Source organism: Odoribacter lunatus (assembly GCF_943193135.1).
In the GTDB taxonomy this organism is placed as follows: Bacteria; Bacteroidota; Bacteroidia; order Bacteroidales; family Marinifilaceae; genus Culturomica; species Culturomica lunata.
This window is the reverse complement of record NZ_CALPCZ010000024.1, coordinates 26,205-39,980: the sequence shown is the minus strand read 5'-3', so window position 1 is coordinate 39,980 and position 13,776 is coordinate 26,205. Positions and strand designations below refer to the sequence as shown.

The following is a 13,776-nucleotide window of genomic DNA, read 5'->3' as shown; positions in this document are numbered from 1 at the left end:
AATTTCAGTTCTTTTATGTTGCTATTTTCAATAAACTGTGTAATTTTGCAATATTCAACATTTCTCTTAGGAAGAGAGGATATTGTTTCTACTTAACTATTCAGATGTGTTCCAAATGGGGAATAACGCTTTTAAGGAAAGCAGGTAGAATGATTCAGCGAATCAGCAGATAATGGAATATATCTTCCTCCCCCGCTATGGAGGAAGGAAGCTATTTTAAACTTATCTTAATTTATTCTCTATAATATCTGTCAAGACATCCCGCAAGGCAATTCCCATGACCTTAACCATTTTAGGTATAAAGCTGTTTGCAGTCATACCCGGCGTTGTATTTACCTCCAGCATGATGACTTTGTCCCCCTGCACAAAACCGTCTATACGAACAATGCCTTCACAGCGAAGAATGTCGTAAACTTCCGATGCCATGTTCTGTATCTTTTCAGTTATTTCTTCCGAAAAACGCCCGGGAATGATTTCATCCGACCAGGAGGCGTTGTATTTGGCATCATAATCAAAAAACTCTTTCTTCGGTACCACTTCCGCTACAGGGAAAATCACTTTTTTGTCCCCCGCTTTATATAATCCACATGTGAATTCCGTTCCGTCAATAAATGTCTCGACCAATACTTCCCGGCATTTCTCAAAAGCTGTGTCCAAAGCCTGCTGTAAATCGGCTTTGGTCTTGACCTTCGATACGCCGAAGCTGGAACCCTCCGCGTTCGGTTTTACAAAACAAGGCAAGCCAGCAGTTTCCAACACGGAATCCAAATCATACGTCTTGCCACGCACCAACATCAACGGATTGGTTGTCTCTATGCCAAAGCCCTGCAAATAGTTCGTACACGTATATTTATCAAAGGTTATCGCTTCTCCCAGCAAACTGCATGTAGAATAAGGTATCCCCATCATATCCAGATAGCCCTGCAACATGCCGTTTTCTCCCGGAATACCATGTATTGTAATATAAGCGTAATCAAAAACTATCTTTTCCCCATTCCGGCAAAATGAAAAATCATTTTTATCCACCGGATAATCTTTTCCGTCCACTTCAACATTCCATTCCCATCCCTTCAATATCATCAAATATTTATTATAACGTTCGCCGTCTATTTCCGAAAAAATATGATTTCCCGATTGTATGGAAACCCCGTATTCGGAAGAATTTCCGCCTGCAATAACAACAATATTCTTTTTCATCCCTGGTATCAATTAATATGAATTTTAAAAATATCTTCTTTACGAAGTGCAAAAATAGGGAAATTAGAGAAAAAAATCCCTAATTTTTGGGAAGAATAAAAAAAGGGCTAAATTTGACCAGCGGAAAATAATATCCGACGACAAATAAAAAATTCACTAATAACTAAAAAATAAAAACATGAAAGTAACAGTTGTAGGAGCCGGTAACGTAGGCGCAACCTGTGCCAATTGCATTGCTGAAAAAGATATCGTAAATGAAGTTGTTCTTTTGGATATCAAAGAAGGTGTTTCAGAAGGGAAATCCCTGGATATGTGGCAAACAGCCCCGATTAACATGTATGACACCCGCATCAAGGGCGTAACGAATGATTACACCGCTACTGCCGATTCTGAGGTTGTGGTTATTACTTCCGGACTTCCCCGCAAACCGGGAATGAGCCGTGACGATTTGATTTCCACCAATGCCGGTATTGTAAAATCCGTTACGGAAAATATTATCAAGTATTCTCCGAAGGCTAAAATCATTATCGTTTCCAATCCGTTGGACGTTATGTGCTACTGTGCTTTCCTGGCTGCCAAAGTGGATTCATCCAAAGTATTCGGTATGGCAGGTATTCTTGATACAGCCCGTTACAAAGCATTTTTGGCTGAAGCATTGAATGTTTCTCCCAAAGATATTCAGGCATTGTTATTAGGCGGCCACGGAGACACGATGGTCCCGCTGCCCAGATATACGACTGTAGCAGGTATCCCCGTTACCGAATTAATTGACAGTGACAAGTTGAACGCTATTATTGAAAGGACGAAAGTAGGCGGCGGTGAATTGGTAAAATTAATGGGTACTTCCGCCTGGTATGCTCCGGGCGCCGCAGCTGCCCAAATGGTAGAAGCTATCATCTGCAATTCCAGAAGGGTATTCCCGGTATGTGCCATGTTGAACGGAGAATACGGCATGAAGAACATTTATTTAGGTGTTCCCGTTATCTTAGGCAAGAATGGTATCGAGAAGGTGGTAGAGGTATCTTTGAACGCAGAAGAAAAACAGTTATTGGCCAAATCGGCAGAAGCTGTAAAAAGCGTCATGAGTGTTTTGGACAATATGAAAATGTTTTAAGGCGTAAAACCGATAATTTTATACGAAGAGGCTGCCGACAACGGCAGTCTCTTTTTTATGCCTATTTTTCTCCATACACCTAGAGATATTCAAAAAAATATTATACTTTTGCGCATTAAAATCTTCATGGAAGAAATATAATCTAAAATAATATCAAAAATTAACTAACAAAATGCGAAACAAAGGAGCAATTACATTACTTACAATCGCTTTGGCTTTAGTAAGTGCTTACCAGTTGTTTTTCACTTTCAAAACATCCCAGGTGGAGAAAGCGGCGCGGGAGTTTGCCGCAGGCGATCCCGCAAAAGAAAGAGCATATCTGGATTCCGTTGCCAACCAGGCTATTTATAATTTCCTCGGGTTGACAAAATTCACGTACAAAGAATGTAAAGAGTTAGAACTACCGTTGGGTTTGGACTTGCGCGGCGGTATGAACGTAACGATGGAAGTTGATGTCGTTGATGTCGTACGCAGTTTAGCGAACAATACCACAGACCCGGCATTCAATCAGGCATTGAATGAAGCGATACAGATGAGAAGCAAGAGCCCGAAGGATTTTGTAACCCTTTTCGGTGAGGCTTTTGAAAGAATCGCTCCCGATGCACAATTGGCTTCTCCCGATATTTTCGGAACCGTTGAGATGAAAGAAAAAATCAAAATCGGAGCCAGCAATAAGGAGGTGTTAAATGTTATCCGCAAAGAGGCTGATGCTGCCATCGATAATACGTTTAATATTTTGCGTACCCGTATCGACCGCTTCGGTGTTGCCCAACCCAATATCCGCAAGGCTGATATTTCAGGACGTATTAATATTGAGCTTCCGGGTATCAAAGATGCACAGCGCGTAAGAAAATTATTGCAGGGAACTGCCGCTTTGGAATTCTTCGAGACGTTCGATAATTCCGAATTTTATCCTCATTTGGCCAGTATCAATGAGAAGGTCAGAGAAATTGAACGCACCAATGATATTTTGGGATTGGAACAAGCAAGTACGGTTGCTCCGACACAAGAAAGTGTTGCCGATACGACCCAAGGCAATGAATTGCTTCGTCAGGCAGCTTCTTCCGATTCATTGAATTTATTGAACAATGAAGAAGAATTCCGGAAACAAAATCCGTTATTCTCTGTCTTAACTCCTGCTGTCGGACAAGACGGTTCGTTGAGACCGGGCTCTGTAGTCGGATACGCTCGATTGAAAGATACCAGCGCCGTAAATAAATTATTGGCCCTGCCACAAGTAAAATCTTTAATCCCGAGAAACGCCCGTTTGGTTTGGGAAATGAAACCCAGCGGCGAAATCATCGGCTTGCATGCTATAAAAATCACCACCCGTGACGGAAAAGCTCCTTTGGACGGCGGTGTTATTGTAGATGCCCGTAAATCTTTCGACAGCCAAAACAACGGTCATCCGGTTGTTTCCATGAATATGAACGGAGAGGGTTCCAAGATTTGGGCCCGTCTGACGAAAGACAACATTAATCGTTGTATTGCTATTGTTTTGGACGGTTATGTTGTATCTGCCCCGAACGTAAATTCAGAAATTAAAGGAGGAAGTTCACAAATCAGCGGAAGTTTTGATGTTAAAGAAGCGGAAGACTTAGCCAATATTTTAAAATCAGGTAAATTGCCTGCTCCTGCACGCATTATCGCTGACGAAATCGTGGGACCGTCTTTGGGACAAGAGTCTATCCAAACAGGTATGTGGTCTTTCATCATTGCCTTTGCTTTGGTATTGGTTTACATGTTGTTCTTTTACAGTAAAGGAGCCGGTTTGGCAGCAGACATCGCATTATTGGCCAACCTGTTTTTCCTGTTCGGTATTTTGGCTTCCATTGGAGCGGTATTGACGTTGCCGGGTATTGCCGGTATTGTATTGACGATGGGTATGTCAGTTGATGCCAACGTATTGATTTACGAACGTATCGAAGAGGAACGCCGCGGAGGAAAAGGTTTGAAGTTAGCAATTAAGGACGGTTACAATGCTGCCTATTCCGCTATTATCGACGGTAACTTGACAACGTTGCTTACCGGATTTATTCTTTATTATTTCGGAGAGGGTCCGATTAAAGGTTTCGCAACGACCTTGATTATCGGTATTTTCTCTTCTCTGTTCTGTGCTATTTTTATTACCCGCCTGATTCTGGAACGTGCTACGGCTAAGAATGAAAATGTATCGTTCACAACAGCCATGACTGCAAACTGGCTAAGAAATCCGAAGTTCCCGTTCTTAAAGAAACGGACGATATCTTATACTATTTCAGCTATTGCTGTCATTGCTTCGATTGCTTTCCTTTCAACGAAAGGATTAGACAAAGGTATCGACTTTGTCGGCGGTAGAACATACACGGTTGTTTTTGACCAACCGGTACAAGTTGAAGAGGTTGCCGCTAATCTGGAAAAAGTGTACGGCAGTGCTCCCGAGGTAAAAACGTTCGGTGGAGAGAATCAGGTAAGAATTACCACGAAATACAAGATTGACGAAGAAGGACTTGAAGTGGACGATGAAGTGGAAACTTTGCTGTACGAAGGTTTGAAATCCTATTTACCGGAGGGAACTTCCAGAGAACAATTCCTGGAAGAGAATCGCCAAATGTCAGAGAAGGTAGGACCTGCCGTTGCGGAAGATATTACCAGAGCAGCTTTTTGGTCTGTCATTTTCGCTTTAATCGGTATATTCCTTTACATTATGGTACGTTTCTCTAACTGGCAGTATGGTGCAGGTGCCGTTATCGGATTGGCTCACAATGTTATCATTGTTATGGGCGCTTTCTCTATTTTATCCGGATTGCTTCCTTTCTCTCTGGAAATTGACCAGGCTTTCATTGCTGCTATATTAACGGTTGTAGGATACTCCATTAATGATACGGTTGTTGTATTTGACCGAATCCGGGAATATCACTCACTGTATCCGAAACGCAGTGATATGGAGGTAACCGATGAAGCTCTGAACTCTACCTTACGCCGTACGTTCAGTACTTCTTTATCAACGATTGTCGTATTATTGGCTATCTTCCTTTTCGGTGGAACTTCCATCAAAGGTTTTGTATTCGCCTTATTAATCGGTATTGTTGTCGGTACTTATTCTTCTTTGTTCGTGGCTACTCCAATCTCTTATGATTTAAGACAACGCTTCGAACAAAAAAAGAATGCCGGTAAAAAATAATACATGCTACACGCAATAAAAAGAGAGCGCTCAATGAGCGCTCTCTTTTTTTATTCCTCCCCTCAACAAATACTAAAAGATTTTATCTATTCTTTTTAAATAAACGTCCTAATACGCTTCCCAAATCCTGTCCTTCAAAATGACTAAAAGCTATACTTCTAAATGAACTCATTTCCTCCTCTCCTATTCCTAATTGGACTGGATATACCAATACGCAATTATTTGTCTGAAAATACTTGTTCATATAAGCGGGAATCAGTGCCATCTGACGAGAATAAGAAGGGAAATTACGACGACTCATTATTACCATCAAGGCATCATCATCGCGGATGTCACGTGAAATAATCAAGACCTCATCCCAGTCCGTAAATTCAATAAACTCTGCATTTATGTTGTGCTTTGCCTTTACATCCTGCAATATTGAGAGAACGGAATGTGTACCATAAAATAGAATTTTACTGCCGGAATTACGGGCCAGATTCCATACTCTTACCAACCAATAAGGAAATCCAACTTCTTTCTCCGCATTTGCCGGAATAAGTATAATGTACCGTTTTACAGTGGCCAATGGCTGAACGGGACGATATACCAATGTCGTGGTAGCACATTTCGCCAAGACCCCTTCTGCCAGCTCTCCCAAAAAAGTATTGGATATGGCTGTCTCTTTCCGAAGTCCCAAGACGATATCCGTTATTTTATGCTCCTTTACTACATTCTTTATACCATTCACTATATTGATATCGTAACGCATCAACGAGTGAACCCGGTTATCAGTTGCCGCAGCCGTTTTTTCCGCTTTTTCCAATAAGAGCTGAGACCTTTTTTCTGCCGAAATATCGTTGCTGTCCGACTTGATGATACTCAACGCAAGCATTGTAGCCCTGCATTTAGACGATTTTACGGTTATGCCTAAATTTATCAACTCTTCTACTGTCTCGGAATTACTGAGCGGTATTAATATCCTATCTTCCGCATCATTTTTATCAACCAATTCCTCTTCCGCCATATCAGCCAAAGCGACCTGTTGCGCACCTTTTTGGGTAATAAAAGAGGCTATCGTACATGTCACCAGAATCATTACGATGGTTCCGTTCAATACATTGTCATCTAATAAACGCAAGGGATTACCCGCCTCATCATAGCCTAAAATGACTTGATACCCCACCATTACAGCGGCTAATGTTGCCGCCGCCTGGGCATTCGTCAAACCGAATAATAAAAAGCCTTCTTCTTTTGTATAGTGCAGTGTTTTCTCTGTTATCCAAGCTGCCAAATATTTCGACCCTGTAGCTATTACGCACATCACTATAGCAATCCACAGTGAGTCCCAGCCCGTAGTAAATACGTGATAGTCAACCAACATTCCTACTCCTATCAAAAAGAATGGAATAAATAAGGCATTCCCGACAAATTCAATCCGATTCATCAATGCTGACGTATTCGGGATAAGCCTATTTAAGGCCAATCCGGCAAGGAAGGCTCCAATAACATCTTCCAATCCGGCGACTTTCGCTAAGAATGAAGCCAGAAAGACTAATGCCAATACGAAAATATATTGTGCGATTTTATCTTCATAGCGTTTAAAGAACCAACGCCCGAAAATAGGATAAATGACCACAATAATGCCCACAAATATTATCGTCGATACACTTAATTGTGTCCAAAATCGCTGGTCTATATTTCCTGTTGACATTCCGACGATGACCGCCAATACCAATAATGCCAGTACACAAGTAATAACTGTTGCCCCGATAGAAATATTAACGGCACGATTTTTGGTTACCCCATACTTTCCCACAATGGGATAGGTCATCAATGTATGGGAGGCAAACATGCTCGCCAATAAAATAGAAGTCGGATAAGAAAAGTTCAGTAAATATACGCCCGCCACTGTTCCTAACACCATCGGTATTATGAACGTCAAGAAACCGAAGTAGGTGCTTTTAGCGCTATTCTTTTTCAAATCGGCTAAATCGATTTCCAAGCCAGCTACAAACATGATATACAATAGCCCCACTTTACCGAAAAGTTCGATGCTACTATCCCGAGCCATAATACCCAACGCATTGGGTCCAATAATGGCCCCGGCTATAATTAAACCTATTAAATCCGGAATTTTAAACCGATGTAAAAGTACTGGAGTCAGTAATATAATAAAAAGTATAACTGAAAATATGAGTACCGGATCGGTTAATGGTAAATTAAAAACGAATGCAAGCATAACAGAAATTGCGACAATCATTAATCTTCATATCTGATGATTGTCTGCTTCCGATCAGCTCCAACCGATACTATTTTTACCGGAACACCCGTTACTTCTTCAATAAAACTGATATAAGCATTGTATTCTTCCGGGAATTCATCTTCAGAGGTCATTTTTGTCATATCAGTTTTCCAACCCGGAAATTCTTCATAAACAGGTTCTATCTGCTCATTGATTTCATAAGGGAATTCCTCTACTATTTTTCCATCTATTTTATAAGCGACACAAATCTTTATTGTATCGAAGTTATCCAATACGTCACTCTTCATCATGATTAGTTGGGTCACACCATTAATCATCACCGCATATTTCAATGCAACTAAGTCCAACCATCCACACCGACGCGGCCGTCCTGTAACCGCACCAAATTCATGACCTAATGTAGATAAAAGTTTTCCCGTCTCATCAAATAATTCTGTCGGGAAAGGTCCGCTTCCCACACGAGTACAATACGCTTTAAAAATACCGTATACGTCTCCTATTTTACCTGGGGCAACCCCTAATCCGGTACATGCCCCGGCACAAATGGTGTTGGATGAAGTAACAAAAGGATAAGAACCAAAATCCACATCCAACATCGTTCCCTGAGCCCCTTCCGCCAATACGGATTTACCTTCATTCAATAATCCATTGATTACGTGCTCGCTGTCTATCAAACGAAAACGCTTCAAATACTCTATTGCTTCAAACCATTCTTTTTCCAAAGAGGTTATGTCGTAGGTGTAATTCAATGAACGAAGTATCGTTTCATGCCGTGATTTTGCCACTGCATATTTTTTTTCAAAATCATGGAGTATATCCCCTACCCTGACACCACTACGCCCCACTTTATCCGTATAGGTCGGTCCGATACCTTTACCCGTGGTTCCTATCTTTCCTTCTCCTTTCGCTACCTCGTATGCTGCATCCAACATGCGATGCGTGGGTAAAATTAAATGAGCTTTTTTAGAAATATATAATTGATTGGTTATGTCGTGTCCACTGGCAATCAAACTTTCTGCCTCTTGTTTAAAAAGTAAGGGGTCTAATACAACACCATTACCGATAATATTTATTTTACCTCCCTGAAAGATTCCAGACGGAATAGAACGCAATACATATTTTTCACCTTCAAATTCCAATGTATGACCGGCATTAGGCCCTCCTTGAAAACGAGTTATCAAATCATACTTCGGAGTCAATACATCCACAACTTTCCCTTTTCCTTCGTCTCCCCATTGCAATCCAAGTAATACGTCTACTTTCATCAGTTAAAATTTAAATCAAACAATCGGCATATTCAATAATTTGCAAACGCAAACATGCAAAGGTAATATATTTATAAAGAATTTTCAGTTTTCTTCTTCATTTTTAGTTTGCAGTTTTTACATATCCCATATACATACCACATATTCTGGTGTATTTCAAAATTGTACTTCTCCCCTACTGTTTTTAAGACTTCTTCCAAACGGTCATCCGCAAATTCTTCAACCCGATTGCATAACGTACAAATCAAATGTTCGTGATGCTTATTCTCCGCCCGTTCATAATGCGCCATTTCATTTTTGTATGTATGCTTCACCACCAACTCACACTCCAACAACAATTCCAAGGTATTATATAACGTAGCTTTACTCACCCGATAATTTTTATCGCTCATTTTTTGAAAAAGAGTTTCTACACTAAAATGTCCCGGATGAGCATATATTTCCTCTAAAATAGCATAACGTTCCGGTGTCTTTCGATAACCTTTCTGCTCTAAATAAGCAGTAAAATTCTGTTTTACAATATTTTTTACCTTATCCATAAAACAAGTATATTAAAATTTAGCCTCTCATTGTATTCTCTACTCCTTTCACTCCTGAAATTTTTGTAATCAAAGAATTTACATCTCTCGTATTATGCACACATAACTGAATTACTCCTTCAAAAATACCATCTTTTGTTTCAAAATGAATCATTTTCATGTTTATTCCTACTTCTCCGGATATAATTTTCGTAATTTCATTTACAACTCCCATCCTATCTATTCCCCGAACTAAAATAACTGCAACAAATGATGTGATATGATAATTTTCCCACGCTATCGGTACAATTTTATTCCCATAACTTGCCAGCAAGCGAATAGCTTCCGGACATTTTCTTTTATGAATCTGCACTTTTCCTTCTATATCCATTCCTACTACGTCATCTCCGGGTATCGGATTACAACAAGAAGATATAACTACATCTGCATTTTCCTCATCTTTGTATTCTTCTTTTTCACGTTCCTCCCGTTCATTTTTGAAAAATTGCAATCTCCAATATTTAGCAAACCAGTTTTCCATTCTTTTTTTCAACTCCTTTGCCAATTCCTCTTGAGTAATCGTACCCAAACACAATTTCAAATACAATTCCTCTTTATTCTGCAATTTTAACGCTGTCAGAATTTTCCTCATCAACTCTGCTGTCAAGGAAAGTTTCAAATCTTTGACAATTTTCTCAAAAATTCTCTCTCCTCTTTTTATTGCTTCCCGCCTGTTCTTTTTGAAATAATCATCTATGTGACTTCGTGCTTTAGCTGTTATGACAAAATCAAACCATTCTTCCTGCGGATGCTGCTTCTCGCTTGTTAATATCTCCACTTGATCACCGCTCTGCAGTTTATGACTCATCGCCACCAGCTTATGATTTACTTTTGCTCCAATACAAGTATTCCCAATCTCCGTATGAATGTCATAAGCAAAGTCCAAAGCCGTTGCTCCTTTAGGTAAGGTCTTCATGTGCCCCCGGGGGGTAAATACCCGAATTTCTTTGGCATATAAGTTGAGTTTAAATTCATCAAGAAAAGCCAGTGCATTGGAATTCGGTTGTTCCAACAATTCTTTTATGCCTGCCAACCAGTTATCCAATTCTGAGTTTCCCTCTCCATTCTCCGCTTTATACTTCCAATGTGCCGCTAATCCTTTTTCAGCAATTTCATCCATTCTTTCCGAACGGATTTGTACTTCAAACCACTGTCCGGAAGGTCCCATTACAGTCAGGTGCAGCGCTTCATACCCATTTGCTTTCGGTACACTCACCCAATCTCTAAGCCGTTCCGGATTCGGACTATAAAGATCTGTTATCAATGAATAGATGTTCCAACATTGCCATTTTTCCGGCTGAGAGGGCGTAGGTTTAAATACAATTCTTACTGCCAGCAAATCGTAAATTTCATCAAAACTAATATTACGTCTTTGCATTTTGTACCATACCGAATACACACTTTTCGTACGAGCCGTAATCGTATATTCATATCCATTTTTATCCAGACTCTCCCGAATGGGCGCTATGAATTTATCAAATAAGCCTGTATATTCTCTATGATAAGCCTCTATTTTTTGCGCAATTACTTTATACTCTTCCGGATGTTCATATTTTAAACTCAAGTCCTCCAATTCCGTTTTAATCGCATGCAATCCCATCCGATGAGCCAATGGAGCAAAAATATATAATGTTTCACTGGCTATTTTTACCTGTTTATGCTCCGGCATTGATGCCAATGTCCGCATATTATGGAGACGATCAGCTATTTTAATCAATATCACCCTTACATCATCTGCCAGGGTCAAAATCATTTTACGAAAACTTTCTGCCTGCAAGCTCGTATCTCCCCCCATTATTTCCCGGATTTTGGTCAATCCATCCACCAATGAAGCTATTTTAGCACCGAAAATTTCACCAATTTCTTCAAGTGTATAGTCTGTATCCTCCACCACATCATGCAGTAATGCCGCAATCACAGATTTTGTACCCAACCCAATTTCTTTTGCTGCAATCCGCGCTACTGCTATCGGATGTAATATATAAGGCTCGCCCGATCTGCGCTTTATCCCCTTATGAGCTTCATTAGCAAACTCAAATGCCTGCCTAATTCTCTGCTTTTCCTCCTCCGTCGTATCTTTACGCAGAACTGTAAGAAGTTCTTCAAAAGCCTCTTTTATCAATTCTTGCTCACCCATGTCGTATCGGAATCATTAATACTTTTCAAATATATGAAAAGTAATTTAAATATATTCTCTTTATATACAAATATGTTCCGCTTCTATTGCTCCTCCCATAAACATACTTGCCATCGGATTAAAAAGCTCCGGACTTTCCGTCGTCAAATAACAAATTGAACCGTTCTTGGATAATTTTTTCTCCATTTCCGGATGACGTATTAAATAATCTTCCAAACGATTCGCTACAATATAGCCCTGTTCAATTACTTTCACCCCTTGTGGGACATGACGTAAAATCAAATTCAATAATAAAGGATAATGAGTGCACCCTAATACAACAGTATCAATCAACGGATCTGTCGCAAACAATTCCTCTATGTATTTTCTTACGAAGAACTCTGTCCCCTCACCTATTAATTCATTGTTTTCCACCAATGGCACCCACATAGGGCACGCTTTTTGTGTAATATGAAAAGTTCCAACACCGTACAGTTTTTCTGCTTCGAGCGGATAAGATTCTGAAGCAACCGTTCCTCTTGTTGCCAATATTCCAACATGTCCATTACGAGAATAATTAGGCAAAGCTTCCACACTCGGACGAATAACACCTAACACGCGTTTTAATGAATCAATATGAGGTAAATCAATCTGCTGTATTGTACGTAAAGCTTTTGCAGAAGCGGTATTACAAGCCAAAATCACCAAAGGACATCCTAAATCAAATAATTTCTTTACGGCTTCTTTCGTATATTGATAAACAACGTCAAAAGAACGCGTTCCATAAGGAGTACGCGCATTATCTCCTAAATACAAGTAATCATATTCGGGTAACAAGCGGACTATCTCTTTTAATATACTTAATCCTCCATATCCTGAATCAAAAACTCCTATAGGACTTTTTCCCTCCATAATATTATTCCCTATCAATTATTTATTTGCAAGTCTGAAAAAAATAAGCCGCCAAGGAGGCGGCTCATTCCTTATTTTACAGACATTACTTTATTGAAGACCTAATTTCTTTTTTACTAAAGGCAATACATCCTCAGAATTATCTGAAACATATACAATTCCTCCAGAGTTCAAATCAAAGATATAAGTAAATCCATTCTCTTTTCCTACTTCTTTTATCGCATTTGTTGCTTTTTCATAAATCGGATGCAATAAATCATCCCTCGTTTTATTCAAATCGTTCATTGCCGTTTCCTCAAAACGTTGAATACGCTGTCCCAAATCCTGAATTTCCTGCTCTTTAGAAACCCGAATTACATCAGAGAAAGTATTTACATTTTTAGCATAGTCAGCAGCCTTATTCTGGTATTGTTCTCTCAAATTCTGGCTTTCTGTTTGTATTTCATTTTGCTTTGCTTCCAATTTCTTTCTAGCTTCAGCCATTTCCGGCATGGCAGAAATCAATTTATCACTTTCAATATGTCCCAATTTTACAGGCTGTTGTGCGGACAAACTCATTGTCATTAATCCCAAGACAACAACAGTCAAACATTTCATCATATTCTTCATCGTTTTCAATTTTTATTTATTCTAATATTAATAATTTATTCCTCACTCTTTGTCGTAGAATAACCTAATTTTCTTAAAATGGTCTTACTTTTATCCAATTTCGGATCATAAAAAAGCACTGAATGATCAGCAGAAACATCTAATATTACGCCATAATTTCCCTCTTTAGCCAAATCTTTTATTGCTTCCAATATTTCATCCTGAATAGGCTTTACCAACTCTTCCCGTTTTATAAATAATTCCCCCCGAGGACCAAAATATTCCTGCTGCAATATCCGAGCTTTATTTTCTTTTTCTGCAATGGCTTTTTCCCGCTGTTCTTGCATTGAAGCTGTCAGAAATACTTTGTCTGTCTGGTATTTACTCCGCATCTCATCAATATCCCGATATACGGCATCTATCTCCACCTGTAATTTTTTTGAGTATTCATCCAGTTCTAATTGCGCTTTTGTGTAATCTGGTATATTAACCAATATATAATCAAGATTTACAAATGCGTAACGAGTCTGAGCCCATGCAAATCCAATATTACAATACAAAATTAAAAAAAATATTGCTCTTTTCATCACTTCAAACA

At 39.4% G+C, this 13,776-nt stretch carries 10 protein-coding genes; 2 read left to right on the top strand and 8 right to left on the bottom strand.

Features of this window, described 5'->3' with window-relative positions:
* Positions 1-222: 222 nt before the first annotated feature.
* Positions 223-1,197: a D-alanine--D-alanine ligase gene (locus NFR61_RS08945; RefSeq protein ID WP_251623195.1), complete on the bottom strand. Its 975-nt coding sequence runs from the start codon at positions 1,195-1,197 to the stop codon at positions 223-225.
* Between the two features lie 178 nt (positions 1,198-1,375).
* Here NFR61_RS08945 and mdh point away from each other — a divergent pair, with 178 nt between their 5' ends.
* Entirely contained in the window at positions 1,376-2,311 is a 936-nt protein-coding gene (mdh, locus tag NFR61_RS08940; RefSeq protein WP_251623192.1) for a malate dehydrogenase, read from the top strand.
* Positions 2,312-2,483: 172 nt separating this feature from the next.
* On the top strand, positions 2,484-5,474 hold the full coding sequence (gene secDF, locus NFR61_RS08935) for a protein translocase subunit SecDF (RefSeq protein ID WP_251623191.1): 2,991 nt from the start codon (positions 2,484-2,486) through the stop codon (positions 5,472-5,474).
* A gap of 82 nt (positions 5,475-5,556) precedes the next feature.
* Here secDF and NFR61_RS08930 read toward each other — a convergent pair whose 3' ends face one another.
* The 7 genes from NFR61_RS08930 to NFR61_RS08900 form a co-directional block, all read right to left on the bottom strand.
* Entirely contained in the window at positions 5,557-7,716 is a 2,160-nt protein-coding gene (locus tag NFR61_RS08930) for a cation:proton antiporter (protein WP_251623189.1), read from the bottom strand.
* A complete protein-coding gene (locus tag NFR61_RS08925; protein WP_251623187.1) occupies positions 7,716-8,984 on the bottom strand; it encodes an adenylosuccinate synthase in 1,269 nt (422 codons plus the stop codon). The genes NFR61_RS08930 and NFR61_RS08925 overlap by 1 nt, the downstream gene beginning before the upstream one ends.
* Positions 8,985-9,055: 71 nt before the next feature.
* The gene (locus NFR61_RS08920) at positions 9,056-9,523 is read right to left on the bottom strand and encodes a Fur family transcriptional regulator (protein WP_251623185.1); all 468 of its coding nucleotides are present in this window, start codon (positions 9,521-9,523) and stop codon (positions 9,056-9,058) included.
* A gap of 19 nt (positions 9,524-9,542) precedes the next feature.
* Positions 9,543-11,699 (bottom strand): RelA/SpoT family protein, encoded by a 2,157-nt coding sequence (locus NFR61_RS08915; RefSeq protein ID WP_251623183.1) that lies wholly within the window; start codon positions 11,697-11,699, stop codon positions 9,543-9,545.
* 60 nt (positions 11,700-11,759) lie between these two features.
* Positions 11,760-12,590: a glutamate racemase gene (gene murI / locus NFR61_RS08910; protein WP_251623181.1), complete on the bottom strand. Its 831-nt coding sequence runs from the start codon at positions 12,588-12,590 to the stop codon at positions 11,760-11,762.
* 90 nt (positions 12,591-12,680) lie between these two features.
* Positions 12,681-13,199, bottom strand: a complete 519-nt coding sequence (locus tag NFR61_RS08905) for an OmpH/Skp family outer membrane protein (RefSeq protein WP_251623179.1) — start codon at positions 13,197-13,199, stop codon at positions 12,681-12,683.
* A gap of 35 nt (positions 13,200-13,234) precedes the next feature.
* Entirely contained in the window at positions 13,235-13,765 is a 531-nt protein-coding gene (locus NFR61_RS08900; RefSeq protein ID WP_251623177.1) for an OmpH/Skp family outer membrane protein, read from the bottom strand.
* Positions 13,766-13,776: the final 11 nt, after the last annotated feature.